Origin of the sequence: Phaeobacter sp. CAU 1743 (genome assembly GCF_039839315.1) — a bacterium.
GTDB lineage: Bacteria > Pseudomonadota > Alphaproteobacteria > Rhodobacterales > Rhodobacteraceae > Phycobacter > Phycobacter gallaeciensis_A.
In genome coordinates this window covers 1-18761 of the sequence record NZ_JBDOQR010000002.1, presented here as the reverse complement: position 1 = coordinate 18761, position 18761 = coordinate 1, and the positions used below count along the sequence as shown (strand labels likewise).

At 60.5% G+C, this 18761-nt stretch carries 18 protein-coding genes, 1 tRNA gene and 1 pseudogene; 12 read left to right on the top strand and 8 right to left on the bottom strand.

Features of this window, described 5'->3' with window-relative positions:
• The 7 genes from AAFO90_RS00930 (at nucleotide 1) to AAFO90_RS00900 (ending at nucleotide 6765) form a co-directional block, all read left to right on the top strand.
• Nucleotides 1-456 (top strand): DUF309 domain-containing protein, encoded by a 456-nt coding sequence (locus AAFO90_RS00930; RefSeq protein ID WP_347508199.1) that lies wholly within the window; start codon nucleotides 1-3, stop codon nucleotides 454-456.
• A gap of 142 nt (nucleotides 457-598) precedes the next feature.
• On the top strand, nucleotides 599-2257 hold the full coding sequence (boxC, locus tag AAFO90_RS00925; RefSeq protein ID WP_347508198.1) for a 2,3-epoxybenzoyl-CoA dihydrolase: 1659 nt from the start codon (nucleotides 599-601) through the stop codon (nucleotides 2255-2257).
• Between the two features lie 51 nt (nucleotides 2258-2308).
• The gene (gene boxB, locus AAFO90_RS00920; protein WP_065271891.1) at nucleotides 2309-3760 is read left to right on the top strand and encodes a benzoyl-CoA 2,3-epoxidase subunit BoxB; all 1452 of its coding nucleotides are present in this window, start codon (nucleotides 2309-2311) and stop codon (nucleotides 3758-3760) included.
• A gap of 85 nt (nucleotides 3761-3845) precedes the next feature.
• A complete protein-coding gene (locus AAFO90_RS00915; RefSeq protein ID WP_165832684.1) occupies nucleotides 3846-4019 on the top strand; it encodes a hypothetical protein in 174 nt (57 codons plus the stop codon).
• Nucleotides 4020-5225 (top strand): benzoyl-CoA 2,3-epoxidase subunit BoxA, encoded by a 1206-nt coding sequence (gene boxA / locus AAFO90_RS00910; protein ID WP_347508197.1) that lies wholly within the window; start codon nucleotides 4020-4022, stop codon nucleotides 5223-5225.
• 19 nt (nucleotides 5226-5244) lie between these two features.
• Nucleotides 5245-5703, top strand: a complete 459-nt coding sequence (locus AAFO90_RS00905; protein WP_347508196.1) for a thioesterase family protein — start codon at nucleotides 5245-5247, stop codon at nucleotides 5701-5703.
• Nucleotides 5704-5847: 144 nt separating this feature from the next.
• A complete protein-coding gene (locus tag AAFO90_RS00900) occupies nucleotides 5848-6765 on the top strand; it encodes a helix-turn-helix transcriptional regulator (protein WP_347508195.1) in 918 nt (305 codons plus the stop codon).
• A 25-nt stretch (nucleotides 6766-6790) separates the two neighbouring features.
• Here AAFO90_RS00900 and AAFO90_RS00895 read toward each other — a convergent pair whose 3' ends face one another.
• Together AAFO90_RS00895 and AAFO90_RS00890 are read right to left on the bottom strand one after the other, a co-directional pair.
• Nucleotides 6791-8005, bottom strand: a complete 1215-nt coding sequence (locus AAFO90_RS00895; protein WP_347508194.1) for a crosslink repair DNA glycosylase YcaQ family protein — start codon at nucleotides 8003-8005, stop codon at nucleotides 6791-6793.
• The gene (locus AAFO90_RS00890; RefSeq protein ID WP_347508193.1) at nucleotides 8005-9030 is read right to left on the bottom strand and encodes a LacI family DNA-binding transcriptional regulator; all 1026 of its coding nucleotides are present in this window, start codon (nucleotides 9028-9030) and stop codon (nucleotides 8005-8007) included. The genes AAFO90_RS00895 and AAFO90_RS00890 overlap by 1 nt, the downstream gene beginning before the upstream one ends.
• Nucleotides 9031-9188: 158 nt before the next feature.
• On the opposite strand from AAFO90_RS00890, the gene AAFO90_RS00885 reads away from it, so the two are divergent.
• Both AAFO90_RS00885 and AAFO90_RS00880 read left to right on the top strand, forming a co-directional pair.
• Nucleotides 9189-9265, top strand: a tRNA-Arg gene (locus AAFO90_RS00885).
• 465 nt (nucleotides 9266-9730) lie between these two features.
• Nucleotides 9731-11155 carry a sulfotransferase gene (locus AAFO90_RS00880; protein ID WP_347508192.1) on the top strand — a complete coding sequence of 475 codons (1425 nt, stop codon included), beginning with the start codon at nucleotides 9731-9733 and terminating at the stop codon, nucleotides 11153-11155.
• 82 nt (nucleotides 11156-11237) lie between these two features.
• Here the strand turns inward: AAFO90_RS00880 and AAFO90_RS00875 are convergent, their stop codons facing one another.
• The 5 genes from AAFO90_RS00875 to AAFO90_RS00855 form a co-directional block, all read right to left on the bottom strand.
• Complete coding sequence (locus AAFO90_RS00875) at nucleotides 11238-12725, bottom strand: globin-coupled sensor protein (protein ID WP_347508191.1); 1488 nt, start codon at nucleotides 12723-12725, stop codon at nucleotides 11238-11240.
• Between the two features lie 260 nt (nucleotides 12726-12985).
• Nucleotides 12986-14350: an adenylate/guanylate cyclase domain-containing protein gene (locus tag AAFO90_RS00870; RefSeq protein ID WP_347508289.1), complete on the bottom strand. Its 1365-nt coding sequence runs from the start codon at nucleotides 14348-14350 to the stop codon at nucleotides 12986-12988.
• 212 nt (nucleotides 14351-14562) lie between these two features.
• A complete protein-coding gene (locus AAFO90_RS00865; RefSeq protein WP_065271899.1) occupies nucleotides 14563-15666 on the bottom strand; it encodes a site-specific DNA-methyltransferase in 1104 nt (367 codons plus the stop codon).
• A gap of 110 nt (nucleotides 15667-15776) precedes the next feature.
• Nucleotides 15777-16394: a ribonuclease HII gene (locus tag AAFO90_RS00860; protein ID WP_065271900.1), complete on the bottom strand. Its 618-nt coding sequence runs from the start codon at nucleotides 16392-16394 to the stop codon at nucleotides 15777-15779.
• A 123-nt stretch (nucleotides 16395-16517) separates the two neighbouring features.
• The gene (locus tag AAFO90_RS00855; RefSeq protein ID WP_274839016.1) at nucleotides 16518-17051 is read right to left on the bottom strand and encodes a hypothetical protein; all 534 of its coding nucleotides are present in this window, start codon (nucleotides 17049-17051) and stop codon (nucleotides 16518-16520) included.
• 189 nt (nucleotides 17052-17240) lie between these two features.
• Between AAFO90_RS00855 and AAFO90_RS00850 the strand changes: the two genes are divergently transcribed.
• From AAFO90_RS00850 to AAFO90_RS00840, 3 genes are all read left to right on the top strand, one after another.
• Entirely contained in the window at nucleotides 17241-17534 is a 294-nt protein-coding gene (locus AAFO90_RS00850; protein WP_274829925.1) for a hypothetical protein, read from the top strand.
• Complete coding sequence (locus AAFO90_RS00845) at nucleotides 17506-18207, top strand: helix-turn-helix domain-containing protein (RefSeq protein ID WP_065271902.1); 702 nt, start codon at nucleotides 17506-17508, stop codon at nucleotides 18205-18207. Before AAFO90_RS00850 ends, AAFO90_RS00845 begins: the two co-directional genes overlap by 29 nt.
• A 139-nt stretch (nucleotides 18208-18346) precedes the next feature.
• Nucleotides 18347-18661, top strand: coding sequence for a DUF427 domain-containing protein (locus AAFO90_RS00840; RefSeq protein WP_347508190.1), 315 nt, complete (start codon nucleotides 18347-18349; stop codon nucleotides 18659-18661).
• 2 nt (nucleotides 18662-18663) lie between these two features.
• On the opposite strand, the pseudogene AAFO90_RS00835 reads toward AAFO90_RS00840, so the two are convergent.
• Nucleotides 18664-18761: pseudogene (locus AAFO90_RS00835) on the bottom strand (IS5/IS1182 family transposase); the annotation flags it as partial.

Here is an 18761-nt window from a genome sequence, read left to right as displayed (position 1 = left end):
ATGGCCCGTTTTCCGGATCCGCCGCACGCCCATATCCCGGGCCAGACGCCCCGGCATCCGGAAGGCACCTTCGATGCGATCTGCGAGACAGCAAGACCGGAACAGCCCCTTGGGGCTGTTTTCGCGTCAGACGCCTGGCGTGCCGGATGTCAGTATTTCCGGACCGGTTATTTCTGGGAAGCACATGAGGTCTGGGAAGCGGTCTGGATGGCCCTGCCTGATCCCTCGGCCGAACGACGACTAGTGCAGGGGATGATCCAGCTCGCGAATGCAGCGCTGAAGCAGAAAATGGAGCGCCCGCGCGCGGTGCAACGGCTCTGCGATATCGCCGACGCGCAGATGACCGACCTGCCAGGGGCGCTGTGGATCACCGCAGACCTGCAGGAGGATCAGATTCGGGCGCAGCTGCTGGACCTTCGCCGCCAGACCGAGAACACCACAAAAAGTGCACTATAATGCACTTTCAAAGCGGATATTCCGCAATCACACCGCAATATTCTGCATTATTATGCCGAAAGAAGGCATTATTATGCATCTTTTCCTTTGCCAGCCTGCAAAGCTGCGGTAGGTTACTCACAACAGAACTCAGGAGCGCGACATGCCCCAGGCAATCGATTTTCAAACCGACCCTTCGAAGTATCGCCACTGGCGGGTGGAGTATGATGGCCCCATCGCAAACCTCTACATGGATGTGGACGAAGACGGCGGGCTGTTCGACGGCTACCAGCTGAAGCTCAATTCCTACGATCTGGGCGTCGACATCGAGCTGTCCGACATCGTGCAGCGGATGCGGTTCGAACACCCCGAGGTCAAGGTGGTGATCATGCGCTCGGGCAAGGACAAGGTGTTCTGCGCCGGCGCCAATATCCGTATGCTGGGCGGCGCCAGCCACGCCCACAAGGTGAACTTCTGTAAATTCACCAACGAGACCCGCAACACCTACGAGGCCGCCGAGGCGGACTCGGGTCAGAAGTACATTGCCGCCGTTCAGGGCGCCTGCGCCGGTGGTGGCTATGAACTGGCCCTCGCCTGCAACTACATCATGCTGACCAATGACAGCGCCTCCTCTGTCGCCCTGCCCGAAGTGCCGCTGCTGGCGGTTCTGCCCGGCACCGGCGGGCTGACCCGTGTCACCGACAAACGCAAGGTGCGCCGCGATCTGGCCGATATCTTCTGCTCGGTCGAAGAAGGCGTCAAAGGCCAGCGCGCCGTCGACTGGCGTCTGGTGGATGAGGTGGTGCCGAATTCAAAATTCGCCGACACCGTTGCCCAGCGCGCCCAGGAATTTGCGGCTGCCAGCAGTAAGGCAGACGGGCTGACCGGCATCACCCTGGGTCCGATCACCCGCAGCTTTGGCGAGGATTCGATCACCTATACGCTGGTCGAGGTCGAAATCGACCGCAAAGGCGGCCGCGCCACCGTGACCCTGAAAGGCCCCGATGGCGATGCCCCGGCAGATACCGCTACGCTGCAGGCCGAAGGCGATCAGACCTACCTGCTGCGTCTGGCGCGCGAGCTGGACGATGCCATTCTGCATCTGCGCCTCAATGAACGCGAAGTCGGCACCATGGTGTTCCAGACCCAAGGTGACGCCGAAAAACTGCTGGCGCATGAAGCGCTGCTGCTGAACAACCGCGATCACTGGCTGGCCAATGAAATCCTGATGTACTGGAAGCGTCTGCTGAAACGCGTCGACATGACCTCGCGCTCGCTGGTGGCCGTGGTCGAACACGGCTCCTGCTTTGCCGGGCCGCTGGCGGAACTGCTGTGGGCCGTCGACCGCTCCTACATGATGCTGGAAGAATTCGAAGGCGACAATCGCCCGCTGGCCGCCATCACGCTCAGCGAAGGGAACTTTGGCACCTATCCGATGGGCAACGACCTGACGCGGCTTCAGACCCGGTTCCTCGGCACCCCCGAGTCGGTCGAGGCACTGCGCGATCATATCGGTGAGCCGCTTGAGGCCGATCAGGCCGAAGAGCTGGGCCTTGTGACCTATGCCTTTGACGATATCGACTGGGAGGACGAGGTGCGCATCTTCCTTGAGGAACGCGCCAGCTTCAGCCCCGATGCGATGACCGGCATGGAGGCCAACCTGCGCTTTGCCGGGCCGGAAACGATGGAAACCCGTATCTTTGGCCGCCTGACCGCCTGGCAGAACTGGATCTTCCAGCGCCCCAACGCGGTGGGCAGCGATGGCGCCCTGCAGCGCTACGGCACCGGCCAGCGCGGCGAATACAACATGGAACGCGTGTAACCAGGAAATACAGCGGTAGCCCAAGGCGGCGCCGCGTGACGGAGGAACGATATGCTTGATCTCATCAATGTCAGCTATGACACCCAGATTCCCAACAACGTTGGCCTGTCCAGCGACAAGAAGGTGCTGAAAGCGCTGGAAAAATGGCACCCCGGTTACATCAACTGGTGGAACGACCTGATCCCGCAGAACTTTCAGGAATCGATGGTCTACCTGCGCACCGCGGTTTCGGTCGACCCCAAAGGCTGGGCCAAATTCGACTACGTGAAGATGCCGGAATACCGCTGGGGCGTGCTGCTGGCGCCGCAGGTCGAAGGCCGCACCATCCCGATGGGCGAACACTATGGCGAACCTGCTTGGCAGGAGGTTCCGGGCGAATACCGCAACATGCTAAAGCGCCTGATTGTCATTCAGGGCGATACCGAGCCGGGCTCGGTCGAGCAGCAGCGGTTCCTCGGCCTCACCGCGCCGTCGCTCTATGACATGCGCAACCTGTTCCAGGTCAACGTCGAGGAAGGCCGCCATCTCTGGGCGATGGTCTACCTGCTGCAGAAATACTTTGGCCGCGATGGCCGCGAAGAAGCGAACGAGCTGCTGATCCGCTCCTCCGGCTCCGAAGAGGCGCCGCGGATGCTGGGTGCCTTTAACGAGGAAACACCGGACTGGTTGTCCTTCTTCATGTTCACTTATTTCACAGACCGCGACGGCAAGATGCAGCTGGAATCGCTGGCACAATCGGGCTTTGACCCGCTGTCGCGCACCTGCCGCTTCATGCTGACCGAAGAGGCGCACCACATGTTCGTGGGCGAAACCGGTGTGGGCCGGACCATTCAGGCCACCTGCGAAGCGATGAACAAGGCCGGGATCACCGACCCCTATGACATCAACAAAATCCGCGATCTGGGTGTCATTGACCTGCCTACCATCCAGAAAAAGCTGAACCTGCACTACACGCTGTCACTTGATCTCTTTGGTCAGGAAGTTTCCACCAACGCCGCCAATGCCTTCAACTCGGGCATCAAGGGGCGTTACATGGAAATGCGCCTGAAAGACGACCACAAGCTGACCAACGACACCTACGTTGTGCGCACCGTCAAGGATGGTCAGATCGTCGCCGAAGAAGTGCCGGCCCTGACCGCGATCAACATGCGTCTGCGCGACGACTACGTCAAAGACGCCGCAGGTGGCGTGGGCCGCTGGAACAAGATCATCGAAAAGCACGGCATCGAATTCGAGATGAAGCTGCCGCACGAAGGCTTCCACCGCCAGATCGGCGTGTTCTCCGCAGTGCGCTGCGACCCCGAAGGCAACATCATCTCGCAAGAGCAGTGGGACGCCAAGGTCAAGGACTGGCTGCCCAACAAGGAAGACGGTGCCTTTATCCAGTCGCTGATGAAACCGGTCTACGAGCCGGGCAAATACGCCAGCTGGATTTCGCCGCCCAAGGTCGGCATCGACAACAAGCCGGGCGATTTCGAATACGTGAAACTGCACATGGCATAAGCAGGGTTTAACCCTCTCTTTGCCGGCGCCTGTCACACTGACCGGCAGGCGCCGGAATTCAACAGCCAGACCGGAGGATCCCCAGATGGACATCACCCGCAGCCAAGCTGAAACGCCAAATGCCAACCGTGTGTCGGTTCAGATCAATGGCCTCAAAGGCCCCTGTGTGGGCTGTTCCGACTGTGTCGGCATGTGTCGCGAGCTGATCGATGCGCTGACCGTGCCCGATGCGATCCTCAAAAAAGCGCCGAGAAGCTGAATGACAAACGCCCCCACCGCGCCGCTGAAACAGCATCTGATCGATCCCGAGATCTGCATCCGCTGCTACACCTGCGAAATGACCTGCCCCGAAGAGGCGATCGAACATGACGACATGAACGTCGTGGTCGACGCGGAGAAATGCAATTTTTGCATGGATTGCATCCCGGTCTGCCCGACCGGTTCAATCGACGAATGGCGGGTGGTGAACACCCCCTATTCGGTGGATGAGCAGTTCGAATGGATGGAACTGCCCGAGCAGGAAGAGATTTCCGGCGGCGACGCTGCCGAAGGCGATGTCGAGGCGTTGGACGATGCCGTTGCTGCGCTGCTGGCCGATGCCCATGCCGGCGCGGGCGGCAAGGCGACCGCCCCCGCGAGCGCCAGCAAGCCGGTGATCAACATGTACACCCCCGGCAAACCGGCCCGGGTCAAGGTGCAGGGCAATTACCGGCTGACCGACAAGGACAGCGACAGCGATGTACGGCACATCATCCTGGATCCGGCGGGCCTGCCCTTTCCGGTTCTCGAAGGCCAAAGCATCGGTATCATCCCCCCCGGCACCGACGCCGAAGGCAAACCACATCTGCCGCGGCTTTATTCCGTGTCCAGCCCGCGCGATGGCGAACGCCCCGGATACCACAACATCTCGCTGACCGTGAAACGCGAGGAACAGGGCCTGTGCTCCAACTACGTCTGCGATCTTGCTGCGGGCGACGAGGTACAGGTGACAGGGCCCTTCGGCGCCACCTTCCTGCTGCCCTCGGATCCGGCTGCTGACATCATGATGATCTGCACCGGCACCGGCTCGGCCCCCTTCCGCGCCTTCACCATGCGCCGCCTGCGTGAGGCACCGCATGAGACCGGCAAGATGACCCTGATCTTTGGCGCCCGCCGCCCGGGTGAGCTGCCCTACTTCGGCCCGCTAAAAAAGATCCCCGATACGTTCATGACCAAGCTCTTTGCCTTTTCCCGGCAGGAGGACGCGCCCAAGCAATACGTGCAGGACCGTCTGCGCGAGGAATCCGACCGGGTTGCCGCGCTGATGCAGAACCCGGCGGGCCATATCTATATCTGCGGGCTGAAGGCGATGGAGCAAGGCGTCGAAGAAGCCTTGCGTGATATTGCCCGCTCCCATGGTTTGAACTGGGCCGAACTGCGCGATAAGATGCGCACCGACGGACGTTACCACGTCGAAACCTATTGAGCCGCAGGACAAAACCCAGATGACAGACCAGATCGCCCCCGCCGGACAGGACGCCGGGACGGAGAACTTCGTGTACGAAATCCGCGTCGGCTGGGGCGACTGCGATCCGGCCAAGATCGCCTATACCGGCCGCCTGCCCGCCTTTGCGCTGGAGGCGATCGATGCCTGGTGGGAACATAACCTGGATGGCGATGGCTGGTTCCAGATGGAACTGGACCGCGGCACCGGCACGCCCTTCGTGAACATGAACATCGATTTCCGCTCGCCGGTGACCCCACGCCACCGGCTGATGTGCGAGGTCTGGCCCTGCAAGCTCGGCACCAAATCGATCACCTTCCGGGTGGATGCACGGCAGGACGGTGTTTTGTGTTTCGAAGGCACCTTTACCTGCGTCTTTATCGATCCGACCAATTTCACCGCCAAGGCGCCCCCCCCGGATTACCGCGCCGTGGTCGAACCCCGGTTGCGCCCGGCCTAGGTTCCCATTCCCCGCTCCCGCGCCCCACTGACGTGGGGTCCCGCAAGATAATGCACTCCGCAGCCGCGCCCGTACCGGTTTTCATTTGAACCGGATGCGGCAGCGCCTTAAGTTTGTGCATTATGTTTCATATATCGGCGCCGCATGAGTGAGATCACCAATTTCCGGGGCGAAACCCGGCCCGCGCAGGACAAAAGCGAGATCGACCAGGTCGTTCCCGCCCTGATTTCACGCGTGGGGGAACGGGTCCGCAAGGCACGCGAGCGCAAGGGTATTCCGCGCCGGGTTCTATCGGACCGTTCGGGTGTGTCGCCGCGCTATCTGGCGCAGCTAGAGGCCGGAGAGGGCAATATCTCCATCGGCCTCTTGCAAAGGGTGGCCGTGGCACTGGATCACCGCATCGAATGGCTGATCGGCGAAGAGGATCCCTGGACCTCGGACGCGGTGCGGGTGGCGGATCTTTATCGCGGCGCCACCAGCAGCATCCAGCAGGCGGTTCTGGACCTCTTGGCGCCGCAGACGCCGGAAACCCAGCGCGCCGGGCGCGTCTGTCTGGTGGGTCTGCGCGGCGCAGGCAAATCGACCCTTGGCAGCATGGCGGGCAAGGAGCTTGGTATTCCCTTTGTCGAGCTCAACAGCGAAATCGAAAGCCAGTCCGGCATGCCGGTGTCCGAACTGATGGCGCTTTACGGCCAGGAAGGCTACCGCCAACTGGAGGCGCAGGCGATCGACCGCATCATCGCCACCCATGACAGCCTGATCCTGGCCGTCGCGGGCGGCATCGTCGCCGAACCGGAGACCTACACCAACGTTCTGGCGCATTTTCACACCATCTGGATCAAGGCCCGGCCCGATGAACATATGGCGCGGGTGCGGGCGCAGGGCGATGAACGCCCGATGGCGGGCAACCCCGAGGCGATGGAACAGCTCCGCTCGATCCTGACCAGCCGCGAGGCCCTGTACGGCAGGTCGCTGGCGCAACTGGACACCTCGGATCAGACCGTGGATCAGTCGCTGGCCAGCCTGATCACCATGGTCCAGGAGCGCGGCTTTACCGGCTGATCCGGATTGCATCCGCAGGCTTGTCTCACAACGGGTCGCGCAACCAATCATCGGCGAAGGCAACGGTTTGCAGCCCGGCGAAGCGCGCCACCCTGTCCAGTTCCGCCTCCAGCCTGCCGATACGCGGCGCTGACCAGCTGACCCCGCGCTCGGGCCAGACGGCGGTGATATTCAGCTGCCCCGCGCCGCGATCCGCTTTCATGTCGATCCGCCCCACCAGACGCTCCCGCTCCATCAGCGGGAAGACGTAGTAACCGTATTTGCGCTTGGGTGCGGGGGTGAAGACCTCGATCCGATAGTGAAAGCCGAACAGGCGTTCGGCCCGCTTGCGATCGCGCAGGGCCGGATCAAAGGGGCTCAGCACCCGCATCCGCCCCGGCGCCGGACCCAACGCCTCGGCCTGTTCCACGATGCCCGGGCGCGCCAGCACCCGGCGCCAGCCACCATCGGCCTGTTCGATCTCGACCTCCTCAAGGGCACCGGATTGCAACTGCGCCGCTGCCCATTCCTTTGCCTCAGTGGCCGAGGCAGTATCCCAGAAGGCCGCGAGTTCGCCCGAGGTGGCAAAACCCAACCGATCCATCGCGCCATTGCACAGCCAGTCGACCGTCGCCGCCACATCCACAGGCGCGGCGCCCGGGTGCAGGTTTTCGTCGATCACCCGCTCGGTCAGGTCATAGCGTTTCTGAAACCCCTCGCGCCCGACCACCGTCAGCGCGCCAGACCGCCAGAGGTATTCCAGCGCGGTCTTGGAGGGATGCCAGTCCCACCAGCCGCCCGATCCCTTCTTCTCGTCCTTGCCGATATCCGATGAGCTGATCGCCCCGTGATCGCGGATATGTTCCAGCACGGTGGCAAACTGCGCCTCGAACCCGTCCCGCCGCCAGTTGCGCCAGCGGCTGCGCAGCAGATCGGCATCGCGCTGAAACCTAAGATGCCAATGGGTGTAATAGGCCATCGGGATCACGGCGGCATCGTGGGTCCAGTGTTCGAACAGTTCCCGATCGGCCTCGTACAGGCGTTTCAGATGGGCGGGGCGATAGCTGGGCCTGCGGGAGTAGAGGATCACATCATGCGCGCGCGCGACCGTGTTGATACTGTCGAGCTGCACAAACCCGAGCCGCGAAATCAGATCCAGCAGGTCAGCACCCTTTGATGGGCCGCTCGGCGCCTCCAGCAGCGCGTGCCGGTCCAGAAACAGCCGCCGCGCCGCCCGGTTGCCCAGCCGTGCCCGTGCCATCAGCGCCGTTTCAGCGTATCGCCATAAGCGATGGTCGGGGTCAGGGTCACGTGGCGTTTGATCTCGGCGTCGGGATCTTCCAGCTGCGCGGCAATGATCTCCGCCGCCTTGCGCCCGATTTCCTGACGGCAGGCATCCATGGTGGCCAGCTTGCGCGGCAGCCCCTGCAACAGTTCAACCCCGTTGAAACCCGCAAGACCAATCTGCCCCGGCACGTCGATGCCCTGCTCCAGCAGATACAGCAACCCGCCGGCCCCAATCATGTCATTGGAATAATAAAGAAAGTCCAGATCCGGAGAGCGTTCCAGCATTTCCGCCGTCATCTCGCGCCCCTTGGCCAGCGCCGAGCCTCCAGAATAGAAGGCGCGATCTTCGATCTCGACGCCTTCCTTGGCCAGCGCCTCGGTAAAGCCTTCGAAGCGTTTGCGGGCGCGGTGGTCCAGCGGCATCTTTGTGCCCATGAAGCCGATGTGACGGTAGCCGGCTTTGAGGATCGCCTTGGCCATCTCGCTGCCCGCGCGGCGGTGCGAAATCCCGACCATGGCATCCACCGGCTTGCCATCGGTGTCCATGATCTCAACCACCGGAATGCCCGAGGCATTGAGCATCGCGCGCGCCGCCTCGGTATGTTCAAGCCCGGCGATGATCACCCCCGAGGGCCGCCAGGACAGCATCTCGTAAAGGACCTTTTCCTCTTTTTCCGGCTGATAGTCTGTTACCCCGACGACTGGCTGCAGCTCGGTGTTTTCCAGTACCTTGTTCACCCCGGTCAACACCTCGGGAAAGACCATGTTCGACAGCGAGGGGATGATCACCGCCACCAGATTGACCCGTTTCGACGCCAGCGCGCCGGCGATCTTGTTGGGCACATAGCCCAGTTCCTTGGCCGCGGTCAGAACCTTGGTGCGGGTCTTTTCCGACACGTCCCCCCGGTTGCGCAGCACCCGGCTGACGGTCATTTCCGAAACACCTGTGGCTTCCGAGACATCACGAAGGGTGAGCGGGCGCTTGTTGTCGGTGGTCACGGGCGTGGACCTCTTTGATTGTTTCCTGAGCGATGTTAGCGCAGACGGCGATGACAACACAATGGCAACCACGCCGACCTGCCGGATCTGAAAAATACGACCACGCAGCCACATAGCATTGTGATGGCAGATGTGATTTGCTATCGCCTGAAACGCGCGGCCCCGTGGCTCAACTGGATAGAGCAGCCCCCTCCTAAGGGGCAGGTTGCAGGTTCGAATCCTGCCGGGGTCGCCAGCCTATCAATGGTTGGCAGAACCAAATGGGCGAATGCTCTGCTTCAGCGCTGCATCTGGATTTTTTCGTCAATTGCGAAGCTTCACTCCTTATCAGGACCGACCAACAACCATCTGGCGCGCCACTGCCGAGCAGCACCGCCAAGAGGGTCCAGGCTCCCGTCTGGCCGGACTCACGGTTAGCGCGCCATTAAGGATCTTTATGTATAAGAAGTCATAAAGGTTCGGAGCAATCCGGGTTAATCCGACGACGTGAACGAATCCCGAAAAAGGCAGCATGGTTCTGCCATTTAAAGCAGAAGAACGACGCGCCACCCCGACCAGGTGCTATCTGAGTACCCGTTTGATCAGGTGAAACCGCCTGAGAACCAGCAACTTGCCCTGATGCACGCAGAGACGAACGAACAACCCTCCAAGCCCCTACTGGCGGCCTTCAGTTAACATGTTCGCGTAACGAGGAACCGAAATGAATCAGATGCTTCCGCAGAAGACCATCGAAGGGCAACCGACACTCGAAATGTGTCGTGCCCTCATGAACAAAGGTCAGCACAAAAACGCCCTGACCCTTCTCATGCTGCTTGTGGCCCACATGCCAGACGATCGTGATCTGCTAACTCTGGTTTCGGATTGTTATTGGGAAATGCGGCGCTCTGATCAGTCTTTGAACGTCCTGCAGCTCCTCCTCGAACAGAATCCGCACGATGTGGCGTTGCTCGCCCGGTTGGGTAGCAGGATGCTGTCTCTGGGGAAAAAGGAAGCGGCCGTACAGGCCTTCGAGGCCGCGCTGGAGCTGCATCCAGGCAACATCAACCTGATTTGTGCGCTGGATCTTGTTTCTCCTTTGGATCCCTCAGGTCCACGCGCCAAAAGACTGAAGCGTGCTGTGAGGCTGCGGAACACACCCTCCGAAGATCGCGAAAGCGCTTTCAACACGCTTGGTCGTATGGCTGAGCGGTCCGGTGACTTTCCCTCCGCGTTAAAGTTTTTTCAATCCTCGAAAAATTCGAGACCAGGCAGGTATGACGGCGCCAAGCTTGAAGCCTCTGTCGACAACCAATTGGAGGTTTTCACGAGAGACAACCTGCAATCCCTTTCCTTCCCACCCCAGAAGATTCGGGCCCTCTTTGTGACAGGCACACCACGGAGCGGGACCACGTTGGTTGAGTCCATGCTATCGACGCACCCTGATGTTGGATCCGTCGGGGAAAGCTCTTCTCTTCAGCGGGCTAAAGAAACCGTGAAGGCGGAGTGCAGCTGCAATGAGCCGGATTGGAAATGGTGTAAGAACCTGCCGCAGCACCATCGGGATACAGGTCGTGCCCTCTACCTGAAGGGTATTTGTCAATCCCTTGATGAACCCAAGCCGTGGATCATCGACAAGATGCCTGGGAATATCTTTGATCTGGGATTTGCAGCGCAGGCAATGCCTGAGGCGTGCTTTATCTATATGAAGAGGCACCCTTTGGATATTGCAGTGTCTTTGATGACAAACAATCTCGTCGGCAGCGCAACCTGTTTCAGCAAGAAGCAGCGGTGGATCGCACATTACATTCTTCAATCCGAACGCTCTGCCGAGGATTTTCAGAAGAAATTGGGAGGCAGGTTCCGCATGCAGTCCTACCGGGCGCTTGTCGAAGACACGCCTTCACAAATGAAGGAAATCCTTGAGTTTTTGGACCTGCCCTGGACCGACGATGTGTTGCATCCGGAGAATTCTCCTCTCACCATTCGGACCGCATCCGTTCTTCAGGTTCGTGAAGGCGTAAACCTTAAGGGGCTGGAACGCTGGAAGAACTACGAGGCGCAGCTTCAGCCACTGATCAAGGCTCTCGGTGGCTGGGACTGGATCCATGAATGGGAACGGCGTGATCTCCGCCTTTGGCTCGGATGACTATTCGCATCCATAGCGCCGTCAGCCTGCTGAAGCACACTCAGCAAGCTTGAAACGGCTGCGACCGCCACCCATAATTTTTTCAGGCGGCGTTGGCTTCGGTGCCGTCTACTGAATTGGCTAGGTAGGCTTCGAACTCTTGGTCCATCCGGCCCTCGACTCCGCCCACCGCATGAAGCCCAAGCGTGCTGAACCCGTCCATGCTGGTCTTCAGTCGACCCGAATCCTCGGCAAGCTTCGATGTGGTCTCATAAACCGCGCCCGCCCGGGTGGCGTTATCCAGCGTGGTCTGGCCCAGATCGCTCATGCTGCTGTCGATTTCCTGCAGGCTGAGCGATTGACGAGAGATTACGCCGGAGATTTCCGACATCAGCTGCGAGACGTCGATCACGCCTTGACGAATGCCGGACAGGCTTTGCCCCGTGGCGCGAACCAGATCGCTGCCATCGTTGACGTGGATCGAGCTTTCGGCAATCAGGGTCTTGATCTCGTTCGCGGAATCCGACGCCCGCGCCGCAAGCGAGCGCACCTCGGAGGCGACCACGGCAAATCCGCGCCCGGCCTCTCCGGCCCGGGCCGCCTCGACCCCGGCGTTCAGCGCCAGAAGGTTGGTCTGAAAACTGATATCCTCGATCACATCTACGATTTTGGCGATTTTAGACGAGGACGTTTCGATACGTTCCATCGCTTCGATGGCCCTCTCCACCACAAGACCGCCTTCTTCGGCATCCTTGCGGTTCAAGTCCGAGTGTCGGCTGGCCTTCTCGACCATATGGGTGGCCTCGGTGGTGCCAGCGGAGACATGGCTGACGGCGGCGACGGCCTCTTCCAGGGTGGCCGCCTGCTGTTCAGCGCGCTCTGCCATTTCCCGTGTCAGCTCCGAGGTTGAGCTGATTTTGTCGGCAACCGAATTGGCGCGTGTTGTGGCATCGGAAATGATCCCAGACCAGCGGCCAAGCAGATTGTTGTAAGATTCTCGGATCCCGTCGAACCGTGGCGGAATCCCGTCTTCTTGTCGGATCGGCCTGGTCAGGTTGCCCTTCTCCAGCTCGAAAATACCGGTGGTCAGCACGTCCAGTGCCTTGCTGTGTTCGGCATGCTGCGCCTCGAAATACGAGGCGATCACCCGCTCGCAATCGGCCATCATCAACCGGTTCACCAGTTGTACCTGTTTTGACAGCACCGCCCGGCTGGTCATCCGCTTGCGGACGAGAATATCCATCATATCAGCCCCGGCCGAGGAATAGCCGCCGAGATACTGAATGAAAGGCAGGCGCAACTCGTAGTGGACCCTGCCGACCCGAGCGGCGGAATCAAAATACTCTTGGTCGAACCGCCCCGAGAACAGCCGCTGCCAATGCGCCTTCTGGGCCGCTTTGGCGTGGGCAACCACCTTGTCATCGGCAAAGAAACGGCGGGTTTCCTCGCGTTCCAGCACGCGATCATAAAACCGCTCCAGCACCCGGTCGAGGTGTGGCACGAGCAGTTTTTCGGTCTGGGCGATCAGATCCTTGCTATCGGTATCAAGAGAAAACCACTGGAAAAAACTCTGATGATCTGTGGATGACATGTGACGCCCGTACCCTTGTTAAACTTGTGATCTTTCTGCCTTGCAGCATTTGATGACTAGTTAAAGACGTGCGTGAAAGTTACAAGAATACCGACCTAAACCATTGCGGTGAAATGATTTTAATTCACCATAAATTCGATTATTGAAATCTAAAAAAGAGAGCAGCATACCGCATGCACCCCGCCTTACGCCAAGGGTCCGAATTAAACGGTTCGAAAATGCCCTGAAACGCTCTTCTCTGCTGGCGTAGCTTGACCGAGTCAGCCACAGGTCGCGGTCACGCTCCAGACGCGCATGGACTGATCCAGACCGCGGATATCCTGTCCGTCGTGACAGGTGAAATCATTCAAAAGCTCCGGCGCCTGCCCCTCGGCCATGACCTGCCCGCGCAAATCATCACTCATCACGATCTGCGCCTGCAGTCTGCGGGTCATTTCTTCGAGCCGTGCCGCCACGTTGACCGCAGTCCCGATCACCGCATACTCCAGTCGGTTTGCACCGATATCCCCTAGCACGGTCTCGCCATAGTGAATGCCGATACCGGCGCAGATTTCCGGCTCTCCCCGGCGGCGGCGGTCGCGGTTCCAATCCGCCAGCGCCTCTTGCATCGCAATGGCGCAGGCCAGCGTATCGGTGGCATCCTGCGGTCCAGCCATCGGGGTACCAAAGGTCGCCATCAGCCCATCACCCAGATATTTATCGAGCGTCCCCCGATGACGGAAAACCTCGCGCTCCATCCGGGCATGAAAGGCCCGCAGCAACTCGATCACCCGGTGGGGATCCTGCCCCGCGCTCATCCGGGTAAAGCCGACGATGTCGATGAACAACACGCCCACATCCTGGCTGCGCACCTGCTTCAACGGATCGTCGTTCTGCGACAGCTGGTCCACCACATTGGGCGAGAAATAACGCGACAGGTTGGCCCGTTCGCGTTCAAGCCCCGCGTTGTCCATCAGCAACCGGCTGAACCGGCGCGCGGAAATCCCCAGCGTCACCGCCACCAGAAGAAAGACAAAGATCTCCTGAATGCGCAGGGGAATGTTGAAACTGTTCGGATCCATCATCGACGCCAATTCGGTGCCGGGACCAAAAGCGGCCTGCGTGGCGGCGGTCAGTTCTGGAAAGGGGTCCGCAAACCACCACGCCAGGCCCAGTCCAGCGGCCCACATCGCAGAGGTCCAGACCCCGATCGCGATCACCGTACGCCAGGAAAACGCCAGTGTCCCGCCCGCCAGGATCACAAAGAAATAGAGGAAGTTGTCGATCCTGTACTGCATCGCCAGCGGCAGATCACTGGGGCTGAAGGGATTCGGCGCCACCATGCCCACCGTCATGATCAAGAGGTCCATGAAGATCAGCAACAGTTCGACCCGGGAACGCCCCACCTGTCCATAGCGCTGAATCAGCCAGCCGTTGAGGCACAGCAGCAGCAGAATGCCATGGTAATAAAGCACATCCCAGGTCGGGCTGACGGCAACCAGAAAGACCGAGATGACAGCCATCGCAATCCAGCGCGCCCGCACCGCGAGTTCCAGACCCTCGCGCTTGTGCGCCTCCAGCGCCGCCGCTGCGTATTGGCTGTCCCCCACGGGATCCGCCGCATTGACCGTCTCAGCGGCGCGCATCTGCTGCGCCGCACCCAGAGCCGTATCCGCCATCGTCCGTTCCTTCGTTCCCGATCCGACCATAGGCATCACCCCGGCGGGACGCACCCCCTATCCCGCAGGTAGAACCAAAAAAGCCCCGCCAGATCGGCGGGGCAAGGTGAGGTGCCCGCGCCCCTGACCAAAGGTCGGGGCACAGGCACCAGCGGTGTTGTTTGGTTTTCTCGGTTAGATCAGGCCTGCATTTCCGCGCGGATCTGCTGACGCAGAACATCGATCGGAACGGTTTTGCCATCGCGGCGGAAGCACCAGTAGGTCCATCCATTGCAGGACGGTGCGCCTTCCAGCGCGGCGCCGACCTGATGGATCGAGCCTTTGACCTCGCCGCCGACCAGCGTGCCATCGGCGCGCACCTTGGCCTTGTGGCGCTGGTTCATCGAAAACAGCTCTTCGCCGGGGCGCAGCATCCCGCGTTCGACCAGTTGGCCAAAGGGAACACGCGGCTCGGCGCGTTTGCTGGCCGAGACCTGCAGGGCTTCACGGTCGAACTTGCGCACTGCCTTGATGCGTTTTGCTGCCACCTCGCGGTAGGCCTCTTCCTGTTCAATCCCGATGAACTCGCGGCCCAGCATCTTGGCCACGGCACCGGTGGTACCAGTGCCAAAAAAGGGATCAAGCACCACGTCACCCGGGTTGGTTGAGCCGACCAGGATGCGGTGCAGCAGCGATTCCGGCTTTTGCGTCGGATGCGCCTTGTCGCCATTCTCGTTCTTCAGACGCTCATGCCCGGTGCAGATCGGCAGCACCCAGTCGCTGCGCATCTGGATGCCTTCGTTCAAGGCCTTCAGCGCTTCGTAGTTGAAGGTGTATTTTGCGCCTTCCGACTTCGACGCCCAGATCATCGTCTCGTGGGCGTTGGTATAGCGCTTGCCACGGAAGTTCGGCATCGGGTTGGACTTGCGCCAGATCACATCATTCAGGATCCAGTAGCCCTCGTCCTGCAGCGCCGATCCGACCCGGAAGATGTTGTGGTACGAGCCAATCACCCAGATCGAGCCGTTCGGCTTCAGGATCCGGCGCGCCTCGCGCAGCCAGGCGCGGGTGAAATCGTCATAGACCTTGAAGCTGTCGAACTGATCCCAGTGATCATCGACAGCATCGACCTTGCTGTTGTCGGGGCGATGAAGCTGGCCCTTCAGCTGCAGGTTATAAGGGGGGTCCGCGAAGATCAGATCGACGGAATTTGCCGGGAGTCCGGCCATGACCTCGATGCAATTGCCACCAAGAATCGCGTTTAGAGGGAGCGCCGCGGCGCCCTTCGTCATGGTTTTGTTCATTTGCTCTGCCTCAATAACCACGGCGCATTTTTGCGCTCATTTTGGTTATCCACAGGATGAGTCATCCGGGATTCGAGGTCAATTTGTTTTTTAGAACAGCAGTCTACGGTTCACTCTTGATACAATATCTTGTGGACCGGCTTGAAGGATCTCCGATGATGTGGGGTGACGCCCAATTCCTCCAGCGCCGTGCGGTGCTGTTTCGACGGGTAGCCTGCGTTTTTCTCCCATCCATATCCCGGAAACTGTTGCGCTAAATCCACCATGATCCGATCCCGCGCCTCTTTGGCCACGATCGAGGCCGCCGCGATCGACAGTGATTTGCCGTCTCCCTTGACCACTGCTTCGGCCGGAATCTGCAGCCCGTTGGGGATCATGTTCCCGTCGATCAGCAGGTAATCCGGCTGCGGGTTCAGAGCTGCCACGGCGCGTTCCATCGCCAGATGCGAGGCGCGGAGAATATTAAGGGAATCAATCTCTTCAACGGTGGCATGGGCAATCGCAACCACCCCATTGTCAAAGATCGCCTGCTCCACCGCCTGGCGTTTTTTCGGGCTCAGTTTCTTGGAATCATTCAGCCCCTCGGGAATGCATTCAGGGGTCAGTATGACGGCTGCTGCCGTGACCGGTCCGGCCAATGGCCCCCGGCCCACCTCATCCACTCCGGCGATGATCAGGGACCCGCGGGCGCGGGCGGCGTCTTCAAGGCTGTAATCTGGCTGGTCCATGGATCCGAGAGACCCAAACCAGCGCAGTTTTGCAATCCCGTCACGCCCGACCAAAGGAAAAAGAGGGGCAGTACCCCTCTGAAATCGCCTCTCACTGTTGCGGAAATATCACCGCCCTGCCCGTCACCGGCGCACCAACCGGTAACCTCGGTTCTGCAGGCAGGTCGGCTTGTAACCGCTGCGATGCTTGTGCCCGTTCCAGAAGGTCACCCGGCAGACCTGCGGCAGCGCCGATTCGTACCGGTATTGGCGCTTCAGGCAGTTCTCCCCGACCAAGGTATGGCTGCGGCTGTAGCGGGGGAAATAGCGCACGCATTGCGCCGGAAGGTCATAACGCGCAACCCGGGGCGGCAGCGGGCGCGACCCGTGATGCGGACGACCGTGGTGGGGGTGCGCGCCGTGCTGAGGATACCCGTGTCCGTGCGGCGGCGTGGTCACCGGTGCAGTGTAACGGTCCTGGTGCCGCGCATCATTGATCGCCGCGCCCAGAATGCCAAGCAGAGCCACTCCTGCCAGCACCTTTGCCACGTCTTCGTCGGCACGGGCAGGCGCGGCGGAGATACCGGTGATAGCCAGCGACAGCGACAGAATCAACGCAATGAACTTGCGGTGGGATTTGCCCTGTGGGCAGCGGCGGGTGGAAGCGGAGTAGGTCATATCAAAGCCTTTCATCAGGGGCGCAGGGCGGCATGTCGTTGAATGTTTCATCGTGGCCAGAAGCCGGTGATCCACACCCTGGCTTTGCTGCCGCCGGACAGGCAATAACGCCCCCCTGATATCGGATATCAGCCCCGCCAAGACGCTGTTGTTATTGAATATCGGCGCGATCAGGCGCAGGGTTGCGTCATGAAACACATGCTCCTGATCCCCCTCCTAGCTCTTGCCCTGACTGCGGGCGCGCCGCAGGTGCAGGCGGCCGATTGCTATGCCGATTACAAGGCCAAGCAGGACAACCCGCTGAAACTGCATTATGGCGTCATCCAGCTGTCCGGCCCCTGCAAGAAGGGCCCGGCCCGCAAGGAAATCACGGCCCGTCTGGCGCCTGCCGGATGGACCCTCTTGAACGTGCTGTCGGTCTTTGGACCCGAAGGCCTGCAACAAAGGAAGGCCAATGCGGGCTCCTATTACCTCCGTTTCTGAAATGCGCGCCGCGGGCGGGCGGGTGGTCGCGTTTGGTATCGTCGCCATCGTCGCGCTACTGGCGATTGCCGGGACCTGGCTGCTGCTGACCCTGCCCGATGCCAACGCCTTTAACGCCCGTGTCGAGCGGGTCTTTGTGGAAAACGACCTGACCACCCAGGCCGAGATCAAGCTGCTGGAGATTCTCGCCCAGTCCGGCACCGCCTTTGCCGATACGCTGGCCAGCTACCGCATGGTGATCTTTGTGCTGCTGGTCTTTGCCGCTGCGATGATGCTGGCGGCGCTGGTGGTGCTGACCATGCTGCTGCTTCTGAACCGGCGCATGGCGCAGATCGAACGCGCCGGTATTCAGGTCAACGAGCTGCTGATCAGCCGCGAGGAAAACACCGTCTATCTCAACAGCATGGGCTTCCGCCTGACCCCGGCAGCGATGGAGACCCTCGCGGCCCTGGCCGAAGCGCGGATGGATGATGACGTCCTGTCGGGCGCTGAAATCGAAGCGGTGATTTCCGGCCGTCACAGCAGCGATTGTGACGAGGCCGCCGGCGCCACCCGGATCAAACGCCTGCGCGATACCCTTGGCAACCAGATGATAAGTGAGCTTCTGGTCAAGAACATCGCCAAACGCGGCTATGTCCTGGCCATTAGCAAGGATGTCATCCGCATGGTATAATGCGCGACAGAGCACCGACATCGTGCGCAACCTGCACATCACCTGTGCGGCATCTGCCGGTTTCGCATCTGGAAACCCGGCAGAGCCCGCCCCATATAGGACCAACTCCACAGATCGGTTTTTAAAAAGGACAGCCCGGATGAATGTGCACGTTAAGCCCCCCGCCCGGGGATACGGCATTCTGGTCGAACCGCTCAGCGGTCCGGTGCGGGTGTTCCGCAACGGTGTCCTTCTCGCCGAAAGCAGCGCGGCAAAGGTGATGTATGAAACCCGCCTGCCGCCCACCGTCTATTTCCCGCGCGACGATGTGCTGGTGCCCCTGTCCGAACGGGTGGCGCTGCAAACCTTCTGCCCGTTCAAAGGCACCGCCTGCTATCACGATCTGAAGCTTGAGGACGAGCGCGTCGACAATGCGGTCTGGATCTACGAGTCTGATTCAAAACTTTTCGAGTGAATTCATTGTCTTGCGAGCATCCGCGTGACGCGGCGGATGTGTGCGATTGTGACCCAAGCTGCCGCGCTGGCGATGGATTTTTCCCAATCCTTCGATAGAC